The following is a 24,264-nucleotide window of genomic DNA, read 5'->3' on the forward strand; positions in this document are numbered from 1 at the left end:
CTTAAGGCTCGTACGCCGCCAAGCGCTTGCGCTCCAGTTCGTTGAACCGGGCCTGCTGCAAGTCTGCCAAGGCTGCCTGCTTTTCTGAGTCCGGCGCATCCGCCAGCCGCTGCAAAGCGCGAGTCCGATCACTCAAATAGCTGTCGATCCTTTGGCGCCATTGGCGCTCTTCCTGGTCCAGCTCAGCCAAGCGGCCAGCGGCAGCAGTGTCCAAGGCCTTGGCCCGGGCACGGAATACCTCGTCGTCCCCCGCCCCCTGAGCACGCAGAGCTGCAATTTGCGCTTCGAGCCGGATCACTGCACGAGGCGCTTCCCGGTCTTCACGCAGGATGCGCGGCATTTGTTGATCCAGAGCTGCCAGCCGGGATCGCTTGTCTGACGCGCTCAATGTCGCATCATTGGCGATTTCCAGCCGGGCCAACGCGTCCATATCGTTGGCGTCTTCCAGGCCGAACATGGCCTGTGTCTCTTCCGCATTGAAGTAGTTGTCACGCAAAGTCTGCATCGCCAGAAACCGCGCGCGCAAGCTTCGCTCAGCCTCGGACTTTTTCGCGTAATCCTGCTCCAGCCGGAGCAATGCGGATTTGAAGGCGATATACCGGTCCAACAAGCGCTGGGCCTGAGGCAACTGGGCAGGCCTGAGGTTCTCGGCCAGAACCTGCTGTATCTGTCGCGTGATGTCTGGAATGGTTTGCTCGCCGACAGTGCTGAGGTAGTAGTCAAACAATCGCTTGAGCTCCCCATACGCCAGTGTGCTGCAGCCGGCCTCGCGGCACTGACCCGGCAGGGGATTCAACGCGCTCGCTTGCAAGGCCATCAAACCATCCGGTGCAGTACCCGCCAAAGAAAGCGCCGGTTGCCTGTTTTCCGGGGAGGGCGGGTTTGAGGCGTCGTCTCCACTTGGCCCCCACCCTATCCACAGGGCAACGCCGAACAGGCCCAGCATCCCCAAGGCTGCCAGGCTTGTGCGCTTGTTCCAGCGCAGTGTCATCACAAACCGGCGTTGCGCAGGCGGTTGGCCTGCTGGCGGAAGATGGTGACGGGATTGGTTTCAAACAAGTTGGTCAAGCCCACGGTCTGGTTGACCTCATCGAGGTGATTGAAGGCATAGTCATCCCGGATAACGCGCCCCAGGCGAGAGGAGCAGCTGCTCACCAGTCCATCATTTTTTGCCCCCACAAAAGCCAGCGAGGTCAGCGCCAGCGCAGGGTCCACAGGATCCAGCAGGTTGGAATACGGCTGGGCTCCGCTCCAGGAGTAATAGGCGACGCCATTGACGCTGTAGGCCCCTTCACCACACGCGGAGGTAGGCACACCTTGCGGATGCTTGGCATTGAATTTCAAGGTGCCCGCAGTACTCAGGGATTGGGCTGCGGCCAATGCGTTCTGGGACAAGCCGCTTCCGCCCGACAAGAAGCTGATGATGGAAGCCAAGCCGTTGGTGACAGATACCAAAGCGGTGTTTTGCAAACTTCCGGGAGGTGCCACACCCAACAACACGTCTGCCACCGCAGACCCTTTGTTAACGCCACCGATGCTGGTGACAGACGCTACCAGATCAGGGCGCACCGATGCCACATAGCGCGCGGTCGGGCCGCCATGGCTGTGGCCCATCAGGTTGACCTTGGCGGCACCCGTGGCAGCCAGAATCTGGCGCACTTGGGTGAGCAACTGTTCGCCACGCACCTCGGTGCTGTTGGCTGCAGCCACTTGCACCACATAGACCTGAGCGCCGTCTGCGCGCAGTGCAGAGGGAATGCCGTAGAAGTATTCAACGGGACCGATGTTGTCAAAGCCGAACAAGCCATGCACCAGCACGATGGGGTACTTGGTCTGGGTATAACCGGCCGCCTGCGCTGCCGATGGAAGTAGGCCGATAGCCAGCGCGCATGCGGCAAGCCAGCCCATCACGATTCGCTTCATGTGTGTCTCCTCGGGACCTCTGAGGGTCGATGGTGTTGAAGGGATGTCAAGGGAATAGAAGAACCGTTGCGACCTCTGGGGTGGGGGCGCTGTCGCGGGTGACGGATTGCCTGCTGCTTGTGTCGTAGGGCGACCATCAAAATAGCACGATCGTGCTTTTATTGAAGTATGTACGCAAGACATGTTTTTGTCATGGTGGAAAACCCGTGGCATGCAGCGCACCGCTACCATTGCGCCATGCCCGCCTTCTCCTACCAAGCCCTTGATGCCGATGGCAAGACCCGCACCGGCGTGGTGGAGGCTGACGCCGCCAAGTCAGCGCGTTCGTTATTGCGGGCCCAACAGCTGGTGCCTTTGCAGGTGCAGGCACTCAGTGGCGACAAGCCGGATGGCAGCACTGCCAGTCGCAGTAGCTGGGGCCAACGCGCCTTCAACAACCACCAACGGACCGTATGGACCCGCCAGTTGGCAGGACTGGTATCTGCCGGCCTGCCCCTGGAACGTGCCCTGAGCTCGCTGGCTGAGGAAGCCGAAACTCCGGCTCAACGCGACGTGGTGGCCACCATCCGCTCCGAGGTGAATGGCGGCAAGCCCTTGGGCACGGCATTGGCCCAGCACCCCAAAGAGTTTTCTGACATTTACGTGGCCGTGGTCAGTGCCGGGGAGCAAAGCGGCCAGTTGGGTCTGGTGCTGGAGCGGCTGGCCGACGATCTGGAAGAGCAGCAAAACTTGTCTTCCAAACTCATGGGCGCAGCGCTCTACCCGGCCATCGTGAGCGTGGTGGCGCTGGTCATCGTGCTGTTTTTGCTGGCCTATGTGGTGCCGCAAATTGCCAATGTGTTCGCCGGCTCCAAACAAGCTTTGCCGTGGTTGACGCGGGTGATGCTGACCATCAGTGACGCGGTGCGCAGCTATGGACTGCTCGCGCTGATTGCTATTATTTCAGGAGCTGCTTGCGCACGTATTGCGTGGACTGGAGCCGCTTTTCGCTCTAAGGTGGACGCCACCTGGCTGCGCCTGCCGGTGCTGGGCCGCATGTCCCGCAGCTACAACGCCGCGCGCTTTGCCAGCACGCTGGCCATGTTGGCAGCCGCGGGCGTGCCCATCCTCAAAGCCCTGCAAGCTGCCGCCGAAACCCTGAGCAACCGCGCGATGCGTGACGATGCTCTCGAGGCCCTGACGCTGGTACGTGAAGGTGCGCCACTGGCCAGTGCCCTGGCGCGCAACCAGCGCTTCCCGGCCCTGTTGAGCATGTTCGCCCGCCTGGGTGAGCAAACCGGCCGCCTGCCCCACATGCTGGACCGCGCAGCCCTGCAACTGCGCACCGAAGTGCAACGCCGTGCCCTGCAATTGGCAACCCTGCTGGAGCCCTTGCTTATCGTCGCCATGGGTCTGGTGGTCATGCTGATCGTGCTCGCAGTGCTGATGCCCATCATCCAACTCAATCAGCTCGTCAAATAAAAGGAGGTCTCGTGCAACCGCGTTCTCTGACTCTCTCTCTGGCGCTCGTCGCCGGTCTGATCCCCCTCAGCGGCTGTACCCGCATTGAATCCGGCGAGGTGGGTTTGCGCATCAACTTCGACAAAACCGTTGATCCGACAGAGCGGCTACCGGGCTCGTTCAACCAGACCGTCATCGGTGAAATCCTGACCTTCAAGATTCAGGATGTGGCAGTCGGCGTAGACAACATGACGCCGCTGGCCTCGGACAACTCCACCATCAAAGATTTCGACATGACGGTGGTCTACAACGTGAACCCCTCGGCCGTGTCCGAGCTGTGGACCACCAAGAACCGCACCTTCCACGGCATCTCTGACAAAGGCGGCGACATTCTGCTGATGCAGAACTACGTGGCGCTGAGCGCCCGCAACGCTGCGTACAAAGTGGCACGGGGTTACGAATCGCTCAAGATGGCGGACAACCGGCCATTGATGGAGCAACAAATCCGCGAGAACATCATCAAAACCCTGACGGACGAGAAGCTGGGTGACAAGATCACCGTATCTCAAGTGCAGGTGCGTGCGATCACGCCGGCCGATGTCATTGTGCAAAGCGCCAATGAACTGGTGCGTGCCCAGAACGAACTCAAGACCAAAGAGGTGGAAGTGCAAACCGCCAAGAAAGAAGCGGAACGCATTGCAGCCCTGAACGCCAATGCAGGCGCCATCGGCTACATGAATGCCATGGCCAACCTGAAAATTGCCGAAGGCGTGGCCAACGGCAAAGTGCAAACCATTGTGGTGCCCTACGACTTCAAGGGCATCGTGAACGCGAAATAAGGACTCCCATGGGACTGACCCTCGACGGCAAGCTGGTGGTCGCCATCTCCAGCCGTGCATTGTTTGACTTCGAAGAAGAGAACCAGGTCTTCGAGCAAACTGACGACCACGCCTACATGCAGCTCCAGCGCGAGCGGCTGGATGTACCTGCAAAACCGGGGGTCGCCTTTTCGCTGGTGAAGAAGTTGCTCGCGTTTAACGAGACCCCGTCGCAACGGGTGGAGGTGGTCATCCTCTCGCGCAACGACCCCGTCAGCGGCCTGCGCGTCATGCGCAGTGCGGCGCACTATGCGCTGCCCATCATTCGCTGCTCGTTCACCCGCGGCGAGTCGCCCTGGCGCTATCTCAAGCCTTTGCGGGCCAACCTGTTTTTGAGCACCCACCTCAAAGACGTGCGCGACGCCCTGGCAGCCGGCGTGCCTGCTGCGCAGGTCTACCCCCACAGCGCACATGCCAGCGACGCACACCCCGCCGAAGTTCGCATTGCCTTTGACGGCGACGCCGTGCTTTTCAGCGACGAGGCCGAGCAGGTGTACCAGAGCGGCGGCCTGACGGCTTTCCAGAAACACGAGATGGACAAAGTGGGCCAGCCCCTGCCCGACGGCCCCTTCAAGCCCCTTTTGGTCGCCTTGCACCGCATGCAACAAGCCGCCATTCCGCACATGCGCATCCGCACGGCGCTGGTCACCGCCCGCAGTGCACCCGCGCACGAACGCGCCATCCGCACCCTGATGGACTGGAACATTGAGGTTGACGAAGCCATGTTCCTGGGCGGCCTGGACAAGGGCGAGTTCCTGCGTGAATTCGAGCCGGACTTCTTCTTTGACGACCAGACAGGCCACATCGAATCTGCAGCCCGCCATGTGCCCAGCGGCCATGTCGCCAGCGGCGTGCGCAACTGAGTTTGTATCAAGCGTGTAAAAGCCGGAGCTGCATTGGTAAACCAATGTAAAACCGACTGACACGTAAGGCCTGCAGGTCTATCCTGCAGCCATGTCCTATGCACGCATCCCCCCTCGCCCGCCTGCCAGCCTGCGCAGCTGGGATGCGGCGCATGAGCATCCGGGCTCCGAGCACTCCCTGTCCGCAAACGCAGAAGCATGGCGCCGACTGGCAGTGGTAGGTTACCGACGCGCTGCACAAATGGTGCGTGCGACGCAGGGAGACGATGCTTCGCGGGATGCGGCTGACGAAGACCGGACACCCTCCGCGGACACCCACCAAAGCGGATTCCAAAGCCTTTAGACCCTGTGCCTCCGGCCGGGCGCTAATATCCCGCTAGCGTCAGGCCTTGTGCATTCCGCACGGCCAGCCCCGACTACCCACCGAGACTTTCTGAATGGCATTTGTAGCATCTGCGTCCGCCAAATGGTCGGCGTTCAAGGCATTCATCCTTCGCGCCGTAGCCCTGTCTACCCCCTATTTTTCGTCGAAAGACAAATGGAAGGCCCGCGGCATGCTGGCGGCTATCGTGGCCCTCAACCTCGCACTGGTCTACATGGCGGTGGTGTTCAATGACTGGAACCGGCTGTTTTACGACTCTCTGCAGGACAAAAATGCCGCCGTCTTCTGGGAGCAATTGGGCCGCTTCACTTACCTGGCCTTCGGCTTCATCGTCATCGCGGTCTACAAGTTCTACCTGACGCAGCTGCTCGAAATGCGTTGGCGCGCGTGGATGACCGACCACTACCTGCACAAGTGGATGTCACACCAGGCTTTTTACCGGCTGGAATTGGCGCGCTTCGCACCCTCCGCGAATGCGCAGGGCGCCAACCCCGACAACCCTGACCAGCGGATTCAGGAAGACATCAACCAGTTCACCAGCTACACCATCTCGCTGAGCATGGGCCTGTTGAATTCAGTGGTCACCCTGGCCAGCTTCGTGGGCATTTTGTGGACGCTCTCCGGCGGCTTTGCCTTCACCCTGCGGGGGCAGGAGTACAACATTCCCGGCTTCATGGTGTGGATGGCAGTGCTCTACAGCCTGGTGGGCAGCGTGATCACCCACTACATAGGCCGCAAGCAGATTCCACTGAACTTTGAGCAGCAACGCGTGGAAGCCGACTTCCGCCACCACATGGTGCGCGCCCGGGAATACAGCGAATCGATTGCCTTTGACCGGGGCGAAAACGTGGTGCGTGAGCAAATGAGCCAACGCTTCCGCCGGGTACTGGCCAACAACCTGGCGCTCATCAAGGCGCAAAAGAGCTTGATCTGGTTCACCAGCTTTTTCGGACAAGCTGCCGTTGTATTCCCGTTTCTGGTGGCCGCCCCGCGCTTTTTCAGCGGCGCTATCCAGCTGGGACAACTCACGCAAATCTCGGGTGCTTTCGGACAGGTCCAAGGCGCATTGAGCTGGTTCGTGGACACTTACAGCAGCCTGGCCAGCTGGCGTGCCACGACCGACCGGCTGACCAGCTTTGAAGAGTCTTTCAAGGCCCTGGCGCCCGTAGAATCTGCGCGAGAAGCTACCAAATCTATAGCAAATACCGGATATTTGGATACGGAACCTCTGCGCATTTCCCTTCCCAACGGCACCACGCTGCTGGAACACACCCGCCTGCATGCACAACCGGGCGACCGCATTTTGTTGCAAGGTCCATCAGGCAGTGGCAAGTCCACGCTGTTCCGCACACTGGCCGGCATCTGGCCTTATGCGCAAGGAGCGGTAGAGCTGCCTACTGACAGCATGTTCCTGCCCCAGCGGGCTTACTTCCCCAACGGGCCATTGCGCGAAGCGCTCGCCTACCCGGAGGTGGCCAGCAACTACAGCGACGCCGAGTTGCAGCAAGCACTGCGGGATGCACTGCTGCCCCACCTCGCAAATGCGCTCGACACCGTGGATGCCTGGAGCCAGAAACTCTCGGGCGGAGAGCAGCAGCGCCTGGCGATTGCCCGGGTGCTGCTCAAGAAGCCGCAATGGCTGTTTGCGGACGAAGCTACCAGTGCATTGGATGAGGCAGCCGAGGCTGTGCTCTACCAGCGCTTGTGCGAGGTGGTGACCCATCGGGGCGGGGCTCTGGTGTCCATCGCCCACAGGCCGGGCGTGGTGGCGTTCCACAACCAGCGTTGGGTATTGGAGCCTCGTGAGGCTGCCGCAGATGCGGGCAGCTCTGCGCCTCAGGCTGGCGCTTTGTTCACCTTGTCTACAAAGCCGGCATAACCCTTGGCCCGGAGTTCGCAAGCCGGGCAGGTGCCGCAACCGTAGCCCCAGGCATGGCGATGGGTGCGGTCGCCCAGGTAACAGGTATGGGTGTGCTCGACCACCAAGTCAACCAACGCCTTCCCGCCATCTTGTACGCCGGAGCGCTCGCCCAATTCATGGGCGAGCTCCCAAGTCTGGGCCTTGTTGATCCACATGAGAGGCGTTTCGATCAGGAAGCGCTGATCCATGCCCAGCGACAAGGCCAACTGCAGCGCCTTCATGGTGTCGTCACGGCAGTCGGGATAGCCGGAAAAGTCGGTTTCGCAGACACCAGTCACGATCACCTGCAAGCCGCGGCGGTAGGCCAAGGCCGCTGCCAATGTCATGAATAACAGGTTGCGGCCCGGCACAAAGGTGTTGGGTAGGCCATTGGCCTCCATCTTGAATGCTGTGTCCCGTGTGAGGGAGGTCTCACTCACTTCACCCAGCACCGCCAGATCCAGCAAGTGGTCTTCGCCCAGTTTGGCGGCCCACTGCGGAAAGCGGGCCTTGATCTCGCGCAGCACGTTCAAGCGCGCCTCCAGCTCCACGTTGTGGCGTTGGCGGTAGTCAAAAGCAATGGTTTCTACACGCTCGTAGCGCGCCAAAGCATGGGCGAGGCAGGTCGTGGAGTCCTGGCCACCGGAAAAAAGTACAAGTGCGGAGGTATGCATGGCTGCGATGTTAGAACACCGAGCCCGGTCTGCGTTGCCACCCCGCCGGCAACGCGATAGCCCATTACAAGTTTTCTGTCTTTTTGATCTTGCTGGGCGTATAGACCAAGGCTTGTTTGGCCAACTGCCCCGGCACTTCGGCGGGGGATAGAGGCTGGGGCGTGCTCACCTGGTTCTTGACCTGCTCGATCTGGACGGCGCTGGCACTGGCCGTCCACATGGTCTTGAGGTGGTCCATCAGCACCTGCGAGATAGGCTTGGGCGGAGGATCTTCCACTTTTTCTTTCTCTGGCCGATGAATAGTCCAATCCTTGGGCACAGCCCCGTCAGAGCCCTTGACTGACGGGTCTGACACGCTCTGGTAGGGTGCCTCTGCGCTCGCTTGCGGCTTGAGAGCAGGGTTCACCTTGTCAATCACGTCCGGGGTGGACTCGATCGACGTGGTGGCACTCACAGACGGGTTGACCGGAGCAACTGGGATAACCCTATTTGCCCCAGACGAAACCGCGTCTGCGCCGGCGGGGCGCATATTCGGGGTTCGTTCAATGGTTGGCAGTTGCATTTTGGGTAGGCCTTGCGGCCCCTCCGGTGACTTTTAGGAGTTGACGTACGTTTCTTAACGGCAGATTTAGGGGGTTATTTAGGCCTTTTTCCAAAATTTTTTCGAATTTTTTTGCGCCGCCCCTAGCCTGAAGCACCGTCTGTCGCACCAAAGCGGTGCAAACCCCGCATTGCACGGGGTTGCGGGATTCGTCAGCTGGGCTGAAAACCCAAAAGTGCTGCCGGACGTGCACCAGAGGAAGTCGCCGCGGCGGAAGGCAAGGTGAAGCGGCCCACCAATTGATCCAGCAATGCGGCCTGCTCCCGCAAAGATGCCGCAGCCGCCGCGCTCTGCTCCACCAATGCGGCGTTTTGCTGGGTCATTTGTTCCAACTCACTGACCGCCGCACTCACTTCATGCATATCCTGGCTTTGCTCAGCAGTGGATGCTGTGATTTCCGCGATGATTCCACTGACTTTTTGTACTGCTTCCACCACGCCTTGGATGGTTTGTCCGGCTCCGTCTACCAGCTGGGAGCCGTGCTCCACGTTTTCAACAGAGCTGGTGATCAGGGCTTTGATCTCTTTGGCAGCCTCTGCGCTGCGACCGGCCAGAGCGCGCACTTCACTGGCCACCACCGCAAAACCGCGCCCTTGCTCGCCTGCGCGGGCCGCCTCGACTGCGGCATTCAATGCCAAGATGTTGGTCTGGAATGCAATGCCGTCGATCACGCCAATGATGTCCACGATTTTGCGTGACGAGCCATGGATCGCATGCATGGTGCTCACAACCTTCGAGACTGATTCGCCACCGTTTTCAGCCACAGAGTAGGCAGAACCGGCCATGGCATTGGCCTGACGGGCTGCCTCGGCCGACTGTTGGACGGAACCATTCAAGCGCTCCATGGAGGAGGCCGCCCGCTGCAGGTTGTAGGCGGTGGTTTCCGTGCGGTTGGAGAGATCCTGGTTTCCATGGGCAATTTCCGAACTGGCGACCGTGATGCTTCCGGTGGATTTATGAACCTGCCCCACCAGTTCTGCCAAAGACTGAGCCATGTGGGAGAGCGAACGGAGCACGTCACCCATTTCGTCTTTGCGATCAGTGTGGATGCGCACGCTCAAATCACCGTCGCCTATGGATTTGGCGACCCTGACCACCTCGTCCAGCGGATCACACACATTGCGCTGCAACAGCCGTGTCCCGATGGAGATCAATACAACAATCAAGGCCATGATGCCGGCCACGGACCACACCGTACGCATGCGCTCAGCACCAGCTTTGTCGCGCAATGCTGTGGCACCCTCTTCCGTCAACTTCACCAAAGCTTGCTGGGCGGCAATAAAAGCGGTGAGCTCCGGCTGGGTGGTAGATCGGATTTCTGCAAGAACTGCCGCCATGTCCCCCCCGGCACGCAAAGATTCTGCTTTGGCGATGGACGCCTTCAGCGATAGCGCCTTGACCTTGACCGCATCCAGAGCCGCCCGCTCCGCAGGACTCTGCATCAAGCGCTCAAGATCTGCCTGAAGTTGCGATTCTTCCCGAGCACCGGACTCCCTGCCGGATATCAGCAGTTCAGATGCAGCCGCATCCGTGGACAGGGCAGCCCCGATGCCACGCAAGGCTTGGGCTTGTGCCAGACCGTACCAACGGGCACTCATTTCGAGTTTGCTTTGCTGTTCCGACTGCTCGGCCACGGTCATGGCCTGGGAGCGGATGGTCCGGATCGCTGATCCTGACGCCATGGCTACCAAAGCCACACTGACCGAGATGGCCGGCAACCAGAGTTTGAGTGCGATGCTGAAATTCTTCATACGCTCTATCCTGAAAACGGGTGGCCCGCAGTATCAGGACAAAGCGCCAAACCGGTCAATAGCGCACAAGTGTCCTGTAGGTCAAAACAGCTTTGCCTTCTGCGGGAACTGTCACCTTCCAGACAGCCATATTCGACGCGGCCTTGGTGTGCGCCTGGCTGCTGCCCAGCATCTGCCAATCGCCGGGGATGGGCTCTTGCACCGTCACGGTGACCGCCTCCTTTTTGGCGTTTTTGAGCACGATCTCATACGCACTCTCTGACACAAATCCGTATTTGCCGGCGTTGGGCAGGCGCTTGAAGTCGGTTTGCTTCTTGTCTGCCGTGACGTCAAACGCATTGCCCAACTTGAGGCGCACTTTTTCATTTTTGGGAATGTGCTCTATGCGGTCTTCGCCGATGAACTGTGCGTTACCTGCACTGTCTTTCTTGTAGACCCGGACAACGCCTTTGGGCAAGGACAAACCCAAACGGGCATTGTCTTTGTTGTCGAACTCCAGAAACACACCTACCTTGAGCTTTTGGCCCAGCTCGCCAGAAGCGCCCTGGTAATAGTAGTCGCCACCTTGCAGCACCATTTCTTTGCGGGCCGGCACGCCGTTGGCGGAGAGCAAGGCCACCTGCTTGGTCTGATTTTCAGCGATGGTGGTCGGGCGGTCCAGGGTATAGAGGTGGTATTCGAACAAAGACTCTTCGGCCATGGAGCTGTCCGCCTTGGCCATCGCGGGCGCTGCCATCAATACCGCCCGCCCCCGGAGCGCCATTTCCGGGGCAGCCTGATTCACATCCCCGGCCACCAACTGGAGTTTGGCGTTGCGGTAAGTGGCACCACTGGTATTGGTCAGCGTGACCCAGCCCGACATGTCAAGGGCATCGTCCGTTGCGTTGAGTTCGACCACGTAATCGGCCTTCCAGGACAGGCCACCCGTCAGGTAACTGAGCTCCACATCCTGGCTGGCTGCACCGGTGTTGTTCAAAGACATGACCAGCGTGGGGCGGTCGCGGAGATTGGCCGGCACATCGTCAAAGACCAGCCGTCCGGGGACACCGGTTTCTATGCGGTCGCCGACCTTCAAGACGACTCCGTTATTGGCCGAAAGCACCGTGGCCGCTTCTACCGTTTCCTGGCCAGTTGCCGCATTCGTGCGCACGACCTTGACCTGCCGGCCTACATATTTCTCCAGCATTTTCTGGGGGGTTAGCAGGTCAAAATCAAAGTTCTGCTCCTGAACCTTCAGTGCGCCTGGCGAACTCAGGCTGCGCAGCAATGCCGTTTCAGGCCGCATACGCGCGCTGACATCGCGGAACGCGAGAGCCAGCGGGCCGCTCTTGAAGGGAATCTTGCGCACGTCTTTCACGAGCGCCAGATTCTCGTTGTAGATGGTGACAGCGACTTCCTGCTGGTCAGCCAAGCTGCTGCGCTGCTCCACTGGTTGTGCCTGGCCGAACAAAGCAACACTGAGCAGCACACTACCGGCAGCGAGAGGAGCAGAAACGCGCATGAATATCCTTTTGTTGAAACAATCTATGCGCACAACGCCCGGGGCCGAGGGTGGGCTGACGCGCTTGCATTGTGTTACCAAATTTCAACCTTCGTTTGGCCGGCGGTTAGCATAGTGCATGGCCCTGATACCGCACTGGATTCAACACTACCCCCGCCACCATTTGCGGGACGATGTCCTTGCCGGTTTGGTACTCACTGTCCTGGTCATTCCGCAGAGTCTGGCCTATGCACTGTTGGCGGGCTTACCTCCGCAGGCGGGGCTCTATGTGAGCATATTGCCCGCCATCGCTTATGCCTTGCTCGGAAGCAGCATGGTGCAAGCGGTAGGACCTGTAGCCATCACAGCCATCATGACGTACAGCGTGTTGAGCCCGATCGCCCAACCCGGTTCAGCGCACTACATCCAACTGGCAGCTTGGCTGAGTTTGTCATCTGGCCTGCTGATCGCTGCATGCGGCGTGGCGAGACTGGGCTTTCTGTCCCAGCTTTTGAGCCGCCCGGTTGTCAGTGGTTTCGTTGCCGGGTCGGCCGTGTTGATCATGGTGAGCCAAGCCAAATTCATTCTTGGTGTTGAAGTACACGGCAATTCCACGGGCCAGACCCTGCGCCTCATGGCTCAGCAGCTACCCAACACCAATCAAGTCACCTTGATGCTGGGTCTGGCTTCCATTGCGGCGCTCACCATCGCCCGCGTGGGGCTCAAGCGGTGGCCCGTGTGGATGCGCCTCTCGCCCTTGCTGGTGTTGCTGGTGAGCACGCTTATCGTCTCCTCGCTTGATTTGGATTCCAAGCATGCGGTCGCAGTGGTAGGCACCATACGCCTCGATGGAATGTCTCAGGTGTTTACCCTGCCGGAGTTGGCATCCCTCCAAGCATTGGCGGGGCCCACCTTGCTGATTTCCTTCATCGGCATGGTGCAGTGCATCACCATGGCGCAGGCACTTGCCGTCAAACGGCGGGAGCGCGTCGATGCGAACCGGGAGCTGACCGGCTTGGGCGCAGCCAACATTGCTGCGGCCTTCAGTGGTGGCATGCCCGTGGGTGGGGGCTTGTCCCGGTCTGCCATCAATGTGGCGGCCGGCGCCCAAACGCCTCTGGCCGGTGTAGTCTCGGGTCTATCGATGGTGGTGCTGGTACTGGTGGGCACGGAATGGCTGACCAAACTCCCGCTGGCAGTGCTGGCTGCCAGCATTGTGGTGGCCGCCTGGGGGATGATTGATGTGCGAGCACTGCGCCAAGCTTGGGGTTACGACCGTGCAGATGCCATTGCGTGGCTGGGCACCGCTCTGGGGGTCATCACCCTGGGCTTGGATACCGGAATAGCCATGGGCATCGGGCTGTCCTTGGCGACACTGCTGTGGCGTTCCAGCGCACCGCACATCGCGGTTCTTGGTCGATTGCCGGGTACATCCACCTTCCGGAATGTGGAGCGCTACGAAACGGAGACCTTGCCGCACGCGCTGTTGCTGCGTATCGATGAGAGTCTGTTCTTCGGCAACCTGCAAGCGGTCGAAGCCCGCCTGAGCCAGGAATTGAGGCAATCAGAGCAAGTTGAGGATGTCGTCTTGGTGATGACAGCAGTCAATCGCGTTGACACTTCAGCCATGGAAGTTCTCGAAGACATCAACCGCGATCTGCGAGAACGCGGCATAAAACTCCACTTCGCAGAGGTCAAAGGTCCGGTGCAAGACCGGTTGATGCACACCGAGCTGTGGACCGGCTTGTCAGGCCAGGTGTTTCCGTCGGTATCTCAAGCATTCCAAACCTTGCAGAGCAAAAGACTTCCGGCCGCCGACGCAGCACTCGCCATTTAGGACGCGAAGGACTCTCGGGCCAAGCGTTGTGCTGCGTGCGCGAGCACAAAGTCTGCGATCTGACCGATATCGCTCAAGTCCAAATGCGGTAAGTTTGCAGGGGACGACGCAGTATCACTGGCAACCGCGATCACGCCGGGCCACGCGGGCCAAAGCGTGGCCTTGCCCTCGCTGGCACGCCAGACTTCCAGTTTGGGAAATGTGCCACCCTTAAAACCCTCGACCAGCACCAGATCACAGGCCTGCATGCGATCCAGCAGATAGTCCAGCGAGGGTTCGGGTTGGCCGCGCAATTCATGCATCAGTGCCCAACGCTCCCGCCCCAACAACAGTACTTCGGAGCATCCTGCTTCGCGCAGGCGGAACGAATCTTTTCCTGGCCGGTCGATTTCAATGTCTTTATGGCTGTGCTTGATCAGTGATACCCGCAGCCCCCGCCCGGTGAGCTCGGGAATCAGCCGCTCCAGCAAGGTGGTTTTGCCCATGCCGGAGTGGCCAGCAATACCGAAAAAGCGCATGTGCAGAGTTACTCGACGGTCACGCTTTTGGCCAGATTGCGCGGCTTGTCGACATCGGTCCCACGCGCGCAGGCGGTGTGATAGGACAGCAATTGCAAGGGCACTACGTGGAGCAAGGGCGAGAGTTCACCATAGTGCTCCGGCATGCGGATCACATGCAAGCCTTCGCCACTCTCGATCTTGGTATCTGCATCGGCCAGGACATACAGCACGCCGCCACGAGCGCGCACCTCGTGCATATTGCTCTTGAGTTTTTCCAACAGCGCGTCGTTAGGCGCCACCGTGACCACCGGCATCTCGCTGGTTACCAAAGCCAAGGGGCCATGCTTGAGTTCACCAGCGGCATAGGCTTCGGCGTGGATGTAGGTGATCTCCTTGAGCTTGAGCGCGCCTTCCATCGCAATGGGATAGTGCAAGCCACGGCCCAAGAACAGGGCATTTTCTTTCTTGGCAAAGTCTTCCGCCCATGCCATCACCTGTGGCTCCAGGGCCAGCACTGCTTGCAGCGCGGCCGGCAGGTGGCGCATGGCTTTGAGGTGGCGAGCCTCTTCCGCATCGCTCAAGCGGCCCTTGGCTTGCGCCAGGCACAAGGTCAACAGGAACAAACCGGCCAGCTGGGTGGTAAACGCCTTGGTAGACGCCACACCGATTTCCACACCTGCCCGGGTCACATACGCCAAGCTGCACTCACGCACCATGGCGCTGGTCGCCACGTTACAAATGGTGAGCGTGTGCTTCATGCCCAAAGACTGGGCGTGGCGCAATGCTGCCAAGGTGTCGGCGGTCTCCCCACTCTGGGTGATGGTGACCACCAAGTTGTTCGGGTTCGGCACCGAATCGCGGTAGCGGTACTCGCTGGCCACCTCCACATTGCAAGGAATTTTGGCGATGCTCTCGATCCAGTACTTGGCCGCGCAGCCGCTGTAGTAGCTGGTGCCGCAAGCAAGAATCAAAACGCTGTCAATCTGCTTGAACACGCGTGCGGCATTTGCACCGGGTGCGTGGTTGGCTTGCTGGTCAAACAACTCGGGGACTATGCCTTCCACGCCTTCGAGGGTGTCGGCAATCGCGCGGGGTTGCTCGAAGATTTCCTTCTGCATGTAGTGGCGGTAGGGCCCCAGCTCTGCGGCACCGCTGTGGGCCACCACGGTTTTGACCGGGCGCTGCGCAGGTGCAACTGCTTTGTGTGCCCTGTCCACCAGCCAGTACTTGCCCAGCTGCAGGTCCACCACATCGCCTTCTTCGAGGTAGACGATCTGGTCCGTCACACCGGCAAGCGCCATCGCATCGCTGGCCAAAAAATGTTCTTGCCCGTCTTTGCCGACACCCAGTATCAGCGGCGAGCCTGCGCGCGCACCGACCAGCCGGTGCGGCTCGTCTTTGCAAAACACGGCAATCGCGTAGGCGCCATGCAACTGCAACACGGCGGCTTTGACCGCCTCGAACAAGTCGCCGTCGTAGATGCTGTCGATCAGGTGGGCAATCACTTCCGTATCGGTCTGGCTGTGAAAGACATAGCCCTTGGCTTTCAGAGCCCATCGCAGGTCATCGTGGTTTTCGATGATTCCGTTGTGGACCAGTGCAATCCGGCCGGGTTTGCTCTCTGCATCCGCACCGGGGCCGTGGCTGAAATGGGGATGCGCGTTATGCACCACCGGAGCTCCGTGCGTGGCCCAGCGTGTGTGGGCAATGCCCAGGTGCCCTTGTACGGCACCAGCCGCCACTTGCTCCACCAGCTCGGCCACGCGAGACGTACTGCGGGCACGTCGCAAGCCATTGAACGGAGCGCCACCGTTACTAGCTTCGTCTTGCGCATACACCGCCACGCCACAGGAGTCATACCCCCGGTATTCCAGCCGCTCCAAGCCCTGGACCAAGACGGGAACGATGTTGCGGGTCGAAACCGCGCCAACGATGCCACACATAGACAGTCTCCAATTCAAACAATGGTGTGGATGGTAGAACTTTTGAAAGAAATTTATAATTGTTTTTTTATTTGAATTGAATGAAAATTTCATCCAATCTTCGTTGAGAAATTTAATTTCATTTTTTATTACATTTTGAATTTATGGAGCTAGACCCCACCGACCTTCAGTTGCTGGCGCAATTGCAAGCGGATGCCAGCTTGAGCAATCAGGCCTTGGCAGAGCGGGTGCATACCTCGCCCCCCACCTGCTTGCGCAGGGTCAAGCGCCTGCATGAGGCCGGGTTGATTGAACGGCAAGTCGCCATCCTGAATCCGCAGCGTGTAGCAGAAGTCACAGGCCATGGTCTGACCGCTATTGTGGAAATCACGCTGGACCGGCAGGACACCGGCGCACTGGAAAAGTTTGAAGCCCGTGTGGCAGACGACTTCAGCGTGCAGCAGTGCTATCGCGTGTCACCCGGTCCTGACTTTTGCCTCGTAGTGCATGCCAAAGACATGCCGGACTACCAGGCGCTCACGCAACGTCTTTTCACCAGTGATGCCAATGTGCGCAACGTGAAAGCTTTTTTCAGCGTCAAGCGCAGCAAATTCGGCGCAGAACTGCCCCTGCGCTAACGCAAGCCGCTCATGCCTCCGCATACCGCTTGGGCATCGGCCAGCATCAGGGCGGTTTGCTCTGTGAGGTAATCCAAGAACACGCGGGTACGACGCGGCAAATACTGGCGGCTGGGCAATGCTGCATACAAGTGCACCTGCCCCGCCACCCAAGGCGCGAGCACACGCACCAACTCGCCTGTGGCCAGCAATGGCCCCACCAACTCCACGGTGCAAGGGGTGATGCCCACACCGTCCAGCGTGGCGGCAATCAGGGTTTCGATGTGGTTTGAGCTGATCACCGGAGTGAGATTCAAGTCCACCGTTTCTTGCGGATTCGTTTCATTGCGCAAGTGCCAACGCTGGTGGCGGGCAATGCTGCCCGAAAGCTCCAAACAATCGTGTGCAACCAGCTCATCGGGAGTTTGAGGTATGCCCTTGCGCTGCATATACGAGGGCGCGGCCACCAGGATGCCGTGCGTCGTCGCGATTTTCCGTGCCACGATGGTGCCGTCATACGCCTCATCTGCCGCAAAAAGTGTCACGTCGTGCTCCTCGACCGAGGGCTCTTCAAATGATTCCACCCGGATGTGCAGCGTGATTTTGGGGTACTTGGCACGGAACCCAGCCAGCATGGGGGCCAACAAGTAGGTGGCCAGCACCGGCGTGGCCAGCACATGCAGCTCCCCGGCAAGCTCCTGGGTATGCAAGTTGGCCAAGGCATCAGCCTCGTCAATGTCCTGAAGAATGGCGCGTACCCGGGCCAGATAGGCCTCACCGGCTTCACTCAAAGAAACCTTCCGCGTCGAGCGGTGGAGCAAACGGGTCCCCAAGTGTTCTTCCAGATCGGCCACCAGCCGCGTCACAACGGCCGGCGACATGTCCAAGGCACGTGCTGCAGCTGCAAAACCGCCTTCGTCAATGACTCGCTGAAACACCCGCATGGATTGCAACCGGTCCATCGCACTTTCCTTTTCCAACAAGAACTCGATTGTTTCCAAATCAGCAACGCTGAAGTTCTATTTTGATAGTTTATCTTTGTTTTGAGGAATTTTACAGTTCATCCCATCGACGAGACGCAAACGAAATAAACGCCCCATCGATGCTGTTCAGACGGACTGAAACCCGCCGGAGCGGAATCTTCAACTTTGAAAGGAACTTCATCATGAACAAGACTACTTTTGCTGCGATCACCCTGGTTCTCGGCTCTTTGTTGGCCGGTCAAGCTTTCGCTGCTGACGCTGCTACCGATGCCAAGGCTGCCGACAAGCAAGCCGTTGCCGCCAAAGCAGCTGACAGCAAGTCCACTGACGCTTACGCGGACCTGGACAAAATCAAGAAGTGGTAATCCGCACTACGGCCCACAGGCCGTGAGCGCAACCCGCACCAGCCCGGCACCGCCGGGCTATTTTTTTGCCTGCGGGAAAGACAGACATGCCAGCGCGCCGCCCTGCTCTCTGGGCATCAGGCTGATGGTCGCGCCCACTTTGGCCAGCAGGCGTTGAGCCGTCAGTAGGCCCATACCCAAACCGGGAAACTGCTTGGCGGAATGCAATCGGCCAAACACCTTGAACAACTTGTCTTGCATCGCCGGGTTGAAACCGGCACCGTTGTCTTCCACCCGCAGCTGCACCTTTCCTTCCGGACCTTGATGGACCGACACGGAAATCACAGGCTCCGCCACCTTGGCGGTAAATTTGAAGGCATTGGCCAAAACCTGTGTCAGCGCTTGCCGAACTATGGCCTCATCAGCCAGCACCTCGAGCGGGGCGGGCACATCCACCGTCACTGCGACAGTGCGAGCAGCAAAGCCTGCCTGCACCTCCCGCACGCAAGACTCCACCAAGGGAGCCAGTTCAACAGCACTCGGCATTGCCTGCACAGCCCCAAGGCGGGACAGGGCCGTTAAAGCGTCCAGCAACACGCCCATGTGATCGGCGGAGGCCGTGATGGTGCGCAGAAAGTCAGCACTTTCGCCCGTGAGCTGGGCACCGGCTTCCTCCTCCAGCAAACGCGCAAACGACACCAGATGGCGTAGCGGCGCCCGCAGGTCGTGAGACACGGTATAGGTGAACTCCTGCAGCTCAGCACGGCTGGCAGCAAGTTCTGCTTCCAGCTCTTGGATACGTTGCTGCAATTGGTGCTCGCTGCTGTGCATGTTCACCCCTCAGGCTTTGGGTTTCTTTGCCGGCCGGCTCCAGTTGGCAATGCTCACCTGTTTACCGCGCGCCACACTCAGGGCACCGGCTTCGGTGCTCTTGGTAATGGTCGAGCCGCCACCGATGGTGCCGCCTGCACCAATGGTGACGGGCGCGACCAACACGCAATTGCTGCCCACATGCACATCCGCCTCAATGACAGTGCGGTGTTTGTTGGCGCCGTCGTAGTTAGCGGTAATGCTGCCTGCGCCATAGTTCACCCGCTCACCGACTGTGGCATCGCCCAAATAAGCCAAGTGGTTGGCTTTGGCGCCGGCGGCAAGGGTGGAATTCTTCACCTCCACAAAATTGCCGATATGCACCTCGGCGCCCAACTTGGCGCCGGGTCGCAAGCGGGCGAAGGGGCCAATCAACGCGCCTGCACCCACGGTCACGCCCAAACTCTCGCCATCAATGTGCGTAAAAGGGTGAATCACTGCGCCCGCCTCGATCACACAGTTGGCAATCACGCAGTTGGCGCCAATGGACACGCCTTCGCCCAGACTCACCTGGCCTGAAAAAACACAATTCACATCGATGCTGACGTCATGGGCGCACAACAGGTCGCCACGCACATCGATGCGCGCAGGGTCGGCCAGCCGAACGCCTTCGTCCATCAAACGGTGGGCCTGCTGCAATTGGTAGGCACGCTCCAGTTCTGCCAGTTGCACCGGACTATTCACCCCGGCCACTTGCACGGGATCCGAAATCTTGTGCCCCACCACCGCCACGCCGTCGGCCACTGCAAACTTCACCACGTCGGTCAGGTAGTACTCGCCCTGGGCGTTTTTATTGTCCAGGCGAGCCAACCAAGTTTTAAGCTGCGCCGCAGGCACCGCCATGATGCCGCTGTAAATCTCTGTGATTGCACGTTGTGCCTCAGAAGCATCTTTGTGCTCCACGATGGCTTGCACCGCGCCACCCGCATCCCGCACGATGCGCCCGTAGCCCGCCGGGTTGCTTTGTTCCAGCGTCAGCAGCGCCAGTTTGTTGCCGCCACAGGCCTGAATAAGGTGGAACAAGGTATCGGACTGCGTCAAGGGCACGTCACCTGAGAGCACCACCACCACGCCATCGTCCGGCAGCACCGGCGCGGCTTGCTGCACGGCATGGCCGGTGCCGAGCTGCGGCACCTGGCGCACAAAATTCAAGGCAAATCCGGCGCCAGCGCCCGTGAAATCTGCGCAGGCTGCTTCCACTTCCATAGCACTGTGGCCGGTGATCACCACCACATGACGGGCCTGCAGGTCCGCTGCGGTTTCCACCACGTGCTGCAACAAGGGGCGCCCGGCCAAGCGCTGCAAGACTTTAGGGATTTTGCTGCGCATGCGGGTGCCTTTGCCCGCCGCCATAATGACCACGTCCACCGGAGCGTGTGCCGGTGCGCCACTTGAAAGATGGGGATTGGAAGTCAAAGCCATGCCTTTGTTGAATTCTGGAACGTTAGTTCGCGCGGGGGGTGTAGTCCGGCGCTGGTGCGCCATTATCTGCCTGCTGGCAGCGGGGCTGACTCTGACAGGTTGCGGCGCGGTGCGACTGGCCTACAACAACGCCCCCGACCTCACCTACTGGTGGCTGGATGGCTTTCTGGACCTCGATAGCACGCAAAGCGTGCGCCTGCGCAGTGACCTGAATGCCCTGCAGGCCTGGCACCGCAAAGAAGAGTTGCCCGCAGTGGCTGAAATGCTCAAGAACCTGCAAGCCGCGTCTCCCCAGCCCGTGGCGGGCGATCAGGTATGCCAGTTATCGCGCTACTTGGAAGGCCGGTTCCAGGCGGTGCTTGACCGCGCCACGCCGACAGCGATTGCACTCGGCCCCACCCTGAGCAACGCCCAGTTGGACCACTTGGCGCGCTCCTGGGACAAGCGCAATGCGGAATGGCGGGAGGAATGGCTGGACGGGTCCCCGCAGGAACGACTGAGCCGGCGCCTGAAAACTACCATCGAACGCGCCGAGGGCTTTTACGGCCGGCTCACCGACGTCCAGAAAGCGCTGATCCGCAGCCAATTGGAAAGCTCGCCTTTCGATGCGGCCATCCAATACAAAGAGGTGCTGCGGCGGCAGAAAGACGCACTCCAAACCCTGCGCGCGCTCAAAGCCGGCGCGCCCAGTGAGATTCATGTACAGGCCGAAATGCGGGCCCTGTTGTTGCGCAGCCTCCAGTCGCCTGACACCACGTTTGTGCAATACACCGAGCGGGTTCGCAGCCATTTCTGTGAATCTGCCGCAGAGCTTCACAATGCCACCAGCCCGGCCCAGCGCACCAAGCTGCAACAAACCTTGCAGGGCTACGAAAACGATGTGCGCGCTCTGATGCAACGCTGAATCGCCATGAGCACCACTGACTCCGGATTTGCCGACTATTGCTGCGAACTCTTGGCCAGCCTGGGACCCTGCCACGCCAAACGCATGTTTGGTGGTTGGGGCATCAGCTGCGATGGTTTGACGGTGGCCGTGATAGTGGACCTGGGCGACGGCGACACACTCTGGCTCAAAGCCAGTGCAGACAACCGTGCCATCTATGAAGCGGAGGGCTGCAAACGCTTCGTTTACACCGCCAAGGGCGTGCCACGTGGCATGAATTACTACAGCGCCCCGGCGGACGCCATGGAGTCACCGGCCTTGATGCGGGATTGGGCACAGCTAGCCTGGCAGGCTGCGCTGGCAGCCCGCAATCCAGCCCCCGCTAGACGGGCCAAACCACTCCGTGGTCGTTGAGAATGGCGTCCAGCGGCATATCGTGGGCTTCCGGCTCAAAATCATCCACAAAACCAGTACCAAAACCCAAGCCTACGGTGAAGGGCTTGGGATTCAAGCTGGCCAGCATGCGGTCGTAAAAACCACCGCCATAGCCCAAGCGGTACCCGCCGGGGCCATAGCCCACGCAGGGCACAAACAGCAAGGTGGGCACGATCAGCTCGGTGTCTTTGGGCTTGGGAATGCCATAGGCATCCTCTTCCATCGGGCAGCCGGGGTACCAGGCATGGAAGGTCATGGTTTTGTGCGCGCGGTTTACCACCGGCAAGCCGATGCGGCGCGGCTGGGGCTGGTCGATCAGCTCCCCGTCTTCTTTCCAGCGGTGCAAGGCCGGCAAGGGGTCAAACTCGCCTTTGATCGGCCAATAGGCACCGATCACCGCATCCGGCCGGCCTACCAGCCAGATGCGCATCACGCGTTGTAAAAGATCGGCACGCTGTAGTCGATCCGGCATCGCCAGACGTTGATCCAACAGGGCCTTGCGAAGGGCTTTCTTTTGTGCAGCTTTGCTGTCGTCCGAGTTGTCCATAATCCCCACATGCAGTTTTCAGCCATTCTGACATCACTGGCCCTGTGCGGTGCCCTGATGTCCTCCACTTTCACTTCAGCATACGCGCAAGGGCGCGATATCACCCGTCTCGATGAGACCATTCTGGACCTGGCCCAAGCCTACAAAAACCGGGACCGCAAACGTCTGAGCGCTGCCTTGCCCTCAATGAAGGGCTACATCTTGGAACCATGGGCCGCGTATTGGGAACTCTCTGCCCGCCTAGACGAGGCCAGCAAGTCCGAAATTCAAGACTATCTGAATCGCTACAACGGCACTTACCAGGAAGATCGCCTGCGCGCTGAGTGGCTGCTTCAACTCGGCCGCAACCGCGACTGGGACACTTTCGGGCGCGAGTACCCGCTCTACCGAATGAACGACGACAAATCCGTGCGTTGCTATGCGCTGTGGGCAGACTACAGCACCCGCAATGCCGATGTAGCCGGTGCCTTGGAACCTGTTTGGTGGGGACAGAAAGAAGCCGACGACGCATGCGGCGGTCTGGCTGCCCAACTGGTCAAAGACAAAAAGCTCAGCGCGCACAGCGCATGGGTCCGGGCACGGTTGGGCATGGAAAACGACCGCTTGCGTGTGGCCACACAAGCCGTTGCGGCACTGGACAGCGACTACGTCAAAACCGTCAACACCATTTACAGCACGCCGGCCAAGTACCTGAACGACAAAGTCACCGCGCTGCGTCCACAGACGCGCGAATTTGTATCGCTCGCCCTGATCCGGCTGGCCTATATAGACCCGGACAGTGCAGCTGTTGAGATCGACAAACTGCGCTGGAAAGCCCAGCTCAACCAGGAAGAACGCAGCTGGGTCTGGGGTGTCATCGGTAAACGTCTGGCGCAAAAACTCTCCGACGAGGCTCCCGCAGCCTTCGCAAAAGGGCAGCTCGCCCAAATGCATGAAGACCATCTTGCTTGGGCTGCGCGCGCCGCACTGCGGGCTGGCCGCTGGAGCCAGGTGGCGGAAGCCATTGCCGCCATGCCCGAGTCCATGCGCAGTGACCCGACCTGGGTCTACTGGCGTGCCCGCGCACTGGCGCAACGCAGCAACGTAGAGACGGCCAAGATGGAGAGCCAGGCTCTGCTCGAATCCATTGCCGGAACCAAAGGCTTTTACGAGATGCTGGCCTTGGAAGAATTGGGCCAAAAAATCGTGGTGCCGGCCAAACCGGCACCTTTGACACCGGAAGAAAAAGAGCAAGCCAAAAAGAACCCCGGTCTGGCCCGCGCCCTGCACGCCATCGCCATTGGTTTGCGCAGCGACGGCGTGCGCGAATGGAACTACACCACCAACCTGCACAACCGCGGCGGCCTGGATGACCGTGCTTTGCTGGCAGCAGCTGATCTGGCCTGCAAGGCCGAGGTGTGGGACCGCTGCATCAACACCAGCGAACGCACCAAAGGCATGGTCGATATCGATCAGCGCTATCCCATGCCGCACAAGATCGCGGTGCTGGCCCGTACCCAACTCATAGGGCTGGACCCGGCCTATGTCTACGGTTTGATCCGGCAGGAGAGCCGCTTCATCACCGACGCCAAATCCAGTGTGGGCGCCTCCGGCCTGATGCAGGTCATGCCGGCTACCGCGAAATGGACCGCCAAGAAAATCGGCCTCAATGACTTCCAGGGCCACCAGATCACTGACCGCGACACCAATATCGCCATCGGCACCGGGTATTTGAAGCTGGTACTCGACAGCTTTAACGGCTCCATGCCCATGGCAGCGGCAGCTTACAACGCGGGCCCCGGCCGCCCCCGGATTTGGCGCGGCCAGTCCGGCGGCCCCACCTGGGAGGCCGCCATCTGGGCCGAGAATGTTCCTTTCTCTGAAACCCGAGACTATGTGAAGAAAGTACTGGCCAACACCACGCTATATGCCGCGCTCATCACGGGTCAACCTCAGTCCCTCAAGGCCAAACTAGGCACCGTGGGCCCCCGGGATGCAGCTAGCCCTGAAGCAGGCCTGGACCTGCCTTGATG

General features: G+C 59.9%; 22 protein-coding genes and 1 pseudogene. 11 read left to right on the plus strand and 12 right to left on the minus strand.

The features are described from left to right. Position 1 precedes the first annotated feature (1 nt). Positions 2–991: a lipase secretion chaperone gene (locus tag RAN89_RS17895; protein ID WP_313867568.1), complete on the minus strand. Its 990-nt coding sequence runs from the start codon at positions 989–991 to the stop codon at positions 2–4. Further along, a complete protein-coding gene (locus tag RAN89_RS17900; RefSeq protein WP_428984468.1) occupies positions 991–1,923 on the minus strand; it encodes a triacylglycerol lipase in 933 nt (310 codons plus the stop codon). Before RAN89_RS17900 ends, RAN89_RS17895 begins: the two co-directional genes overlap by 1 nt. Before the next feature lie 237 nt (positions 1,924–2,160). Between RAN89_RS17900 and gspF the strand changes: the two genes are divergently transcribed. The 5 genes from gspF (at position 2,161) to RAN89_RS17925 (ending at position 7,365) form a co-directional block, all read left to right on the plus strand. Further along, a complete protein-coding gene (gene gspF / locus RAN89_RS17905) occupies positions 2,161–3,384 on the plus strand; it encodes a type II secretion system inner membrane protein GspF (RefSeq protein WP_313867569.1) in 1,224 nt (407 codons plus the stop codon). An 11-nt stretch (positions 3,385–3,395) separates the two neighbouring features. Next, complete coding sequence (locus tag RAN89_RS17910; protein WP_313867570.1) at positions 3,396–4,202, plus strand: SPFH domain-containing protein; 807 nt, start codon at positions 3,396–3,398, stop codon at positions 4,200–4,202. An 8-nt stretch (positions 4,203–4,210) separates the two neighbouring features. Continuing rightward, positions 4,211–5,104, plus strand: a complete 894-nt coding sequence (locus RAN89_RS17915; RefSeq protein ID WP_087495057.1) for a 5'-nucleotidase — start codon at positions 4,211–4,213, stop codon at positions 5,102–5,104. Positions 5,105–5,195: 91 nt separating this feature from the next. Then, on the plus strand, positions 5,196–5,447 hold the full coding sequence (locus tag RAN89_RS17920) for a hypothetical protein (protein WP_313867571.1): 252 nt from the start codon (positions 5,196–5,198) through the stop codon (positions 5,445–5,447). Between the two features lie 94 nt (positions 5,448–5,541). After that, positions 5,542–7,365 carry an ABC transporter ATP-binding protein/permease gene (locus RAN89_RS17925; protein ID WP_313867572.1) on the plus strand — a complete coding sequence of 608 codons (1,824 nt, stop codon included), beginning with the start codon at positions 5,542–5,544 and terminating at the stop codon, positions 7,363–7,365. On the opposite strand, the gene queC is transcribed toward RAN89_RS17925, so the two are convergent. The 4 genes from queC to RAN89_RS17945 form a co-directional block, all read right to left on the minus strand. Then, positions 7,323–8,060, minus strand: a complete 738-nt coding sequence (gene queC, locus RAN89_RS17930) for a 7-cyano-7-deazaguanine synthase QueC (RefSeq protein WP_313867573.1) — start codon at positions 8,058–8,060, stop codon at positions 7,323–7,325. The genes RAN89_RS17925 and queC overlap by 43 nt on opposite strands. A 64-nt stretch (positions 8,061–8,124) precedes the next feature. Then, positions 8,125–8,514, minus strand: coding sequence for a hypothetical protein (locus tag RAN89_RS17935; RefSeq protein WP_313867574.1), 390 nt, complete (start codon positions 8,512–8,514; stop codon positions 8,125–8,127). Between the two features lie 299 nt (positions 8,515–8,813). Further along, entirely contained in the window at positions 8,814–10,412 is a 1,599-nt protein-coding gene (locus tag RAN89_RS17940) for a methyl-accepting chemotaxis protein (protein ID WP_313867575.1), read from the minus strand. Positions 10,413–10,467: 55 nt separating this feature from the next. Then, positions 10,468–11,913: a DUF4139 domain-containing protein gene (locus tag RAN89_RS17945; RefSeq protein WP_313867576.1), complete on the minus strand. Its 1,446-nt coding sequence runs from the start codon at positions 11,911–11,913 to the stop codon at positions 10,468–10,470. A 118-nt stretch (positions 11,914–12,031) separates the two neighbouring features. Here RAN89_RS17945 and RAN89_RS17950 point away from each other — a divergent pair, with 118 nt between their 5' ends. Further along, complete coding sequence (locus tag RAN89_RS17950) at positions 12,032–13,729, plus strand: SulP family inorganic anion transporter (protein ID WP_313867577.1); 1,698 nt, start codon at positions 12,032–12,034, stop codon at positions 13,727–13,729. Here the strand turns inward: RAN89_RS17950 and mobB are convergent. Next, positions 13,726–14,238 (minus strand): annotated as a pseudogene (mobB, locus tag RAN89_RS17955) (molybdopterin-guanine dinucleotide biosynthesis protein B); the annotation flags it as partial. The gene RAN89_RS17950 and the pseudogene mobB sit on opposite strands and share 4 nt — an antisense overlap. A gap of 17 nt (positions 14,239–14,255) precedes the next feature. Continuing rightward, a complete protein-coding gene (gene glmS / locus RAN89_RS17960; RefSeq protein ID WP_313867579.1) occupies positions 14,256–16,172 on the minus strand; it encodes a glutamine--fructose-6-phosphate transaminase (isomerizing) in 1,917 nt (638 codons plus the stop codon). A gap of 143 nt (positions 16,173–16,315) precedes the next feature. On the opposite strand from glmS, the gene RAN89_RS17965 reads away from it, so the two are divergent. Beyond that, positions 16,316–16,789, plus strand: coding sequence for an Lrp/AsnC family transcriptional regulator (locus RAN89_RS17965; RefSeq protein ID WP_313867580.1), 474 nt, complete (start codon positions 16,316–16,318; stop codon positions 16,787–16,789). Here RAN89_RS17965 and RAN89_RS17970 read toward each other — a convergent pair. Continuing rightward, positions 16,786–17,730, minus strand: coding sequence for a LysR family transcriptional regulator (locus RAN89_RS17970; RefSeq protein WP_313867581.1), 945 nt, complete (start codon positions 17,728–17,730; stop codon positions 16,786–16,788). The genes RAN89_RS17965 and RAN89_RS17970 overlap by 4 nt on opposite strands. Positions 17,731–17,933: 203 nt before the next feature. Here RAN89_RS17970 and RAN89_RS17975 point away from each other — a divergent pair, with 203 nt between their 5' ends. Further along, positions 17,934–18,116 carry a hypothetical protein gene (locus RAN89_RS17975; RefSeq protein WP_313867582.1) on the plus strand — a complete coding sequence of 61 codons (183 nt, stop codon included), beginning with the start codon at positions 17,934–17,936 and terminating at the stop codon, positions 18,114–18,116. 57 nt (positions 18,117–18,173) lie between these two features. Here the strand turns inward: RAN89_RS17975 and RAN89_RS17980 are convergent, their stop codons facing one another. Together RAN89_RS17980 and glmU are read right to left on the minus strand one after the other, a co-directional pair. After that, a complete protein-coding gene (locus tag RAN89_RS17980) occupies positions 18,174–18,926 on the minus strand; it encodes a sensor histidine kinase (RefSeq protein WP_313867583.1) in 753 nt (250 codons plus the stop codon). 9 nt (positions 18,927–18,935) lie between these two features. Beyond that, complete coding sequence (gene glmU / locus RAN89_RS17985) at positions 18,936–20,387, minus strand: bifunctional UDP-N-acetylglucosamine diphosphorylase/glucosamine-1-phosphate N-acetyltransferase GlmU (protein ID WP_313867584.1); 1,452 nt, start codon at positions 20,385–20,387, stop codon at positions 18,936–18,938. On the opposite strand from glmU, the gene RAN89_RS17990 reads away from it, so the two are divergent. Both RAN89_RS17990 and RAN89_RS17995 read left to right on the plus strand, forming a co-directional pair. Further along, complete coding sequence (locus RAN89_RS17990) at positions 20,386–21,291, plus strand: DUF6279 family lipoprotein (protein WP_313867585.1); 906 nt, start codon at positions 20,386–20,388, stop codon at positions 21,289–21,291. The two genes, glmU and RAN89_RS17990, sit on opposite strands and share 2 nt — an antisense overlap. A gap of 6 nt (positions 21,292–21,297) precedes the next feature. Then, entirely contained in the window at positions 21,298–21,684 is a 387-nt protein-coding gene (locus RAN89_RS17995; protein ID WP_313867586.1) for a TfoX/Sxy family protein, read from the plus strand. Here RAN89_RS17995 and RAN89_RS18000 read toward each other — a convergent pair. Then, complete coding sequence (locus RAN89_RS18000) at positions 21,653–22,252, minus strand: 5-formyltetrahydrofolate cyclo-ligase (RefSeq protein ID WP_313867587.1); 600 nt, start codon at positions 22,250–22,252, stop codon at positions 21,653–21,655. The two genes, RAN89_RS17995 and RAN89_RS18000, sit on opposite strands and share 32 nt — an antisense overlap. A gap of 9 nt (positions 22,253–22,261) precedes the next feature. Between RAN89_RS18000 and RAN89_RS18005 the strand changes: the two genes are divergently transcribed. Beyond that, positions 22,262–24,262 carry a lytic transglycosylase domain-containing protein gene (locus tag RAN89_RS18005; protein WP_313867588.1) on the plus strand — a complete coding sequence of 667 codons (2,001 nt, stop codon included), beginning with the start codon at positions 22,262–22,264 and terminating at the stop codon, positions 24,260–24,262. Positions 24,263–24,264: the final 2 nt, after the last annotated feature.

It is taken from the genome of Rhodoferax mekongensis, assembly GCF_032191775.1.
GTDB classification, from domain to species: domain Bacteria; phylum Pseudomonadota; class Gammaproteobacteria; order Burkholderiales; family Burkholderiaceae_C; genus Allorhodoferax; species Allorhodoferax mekongensis.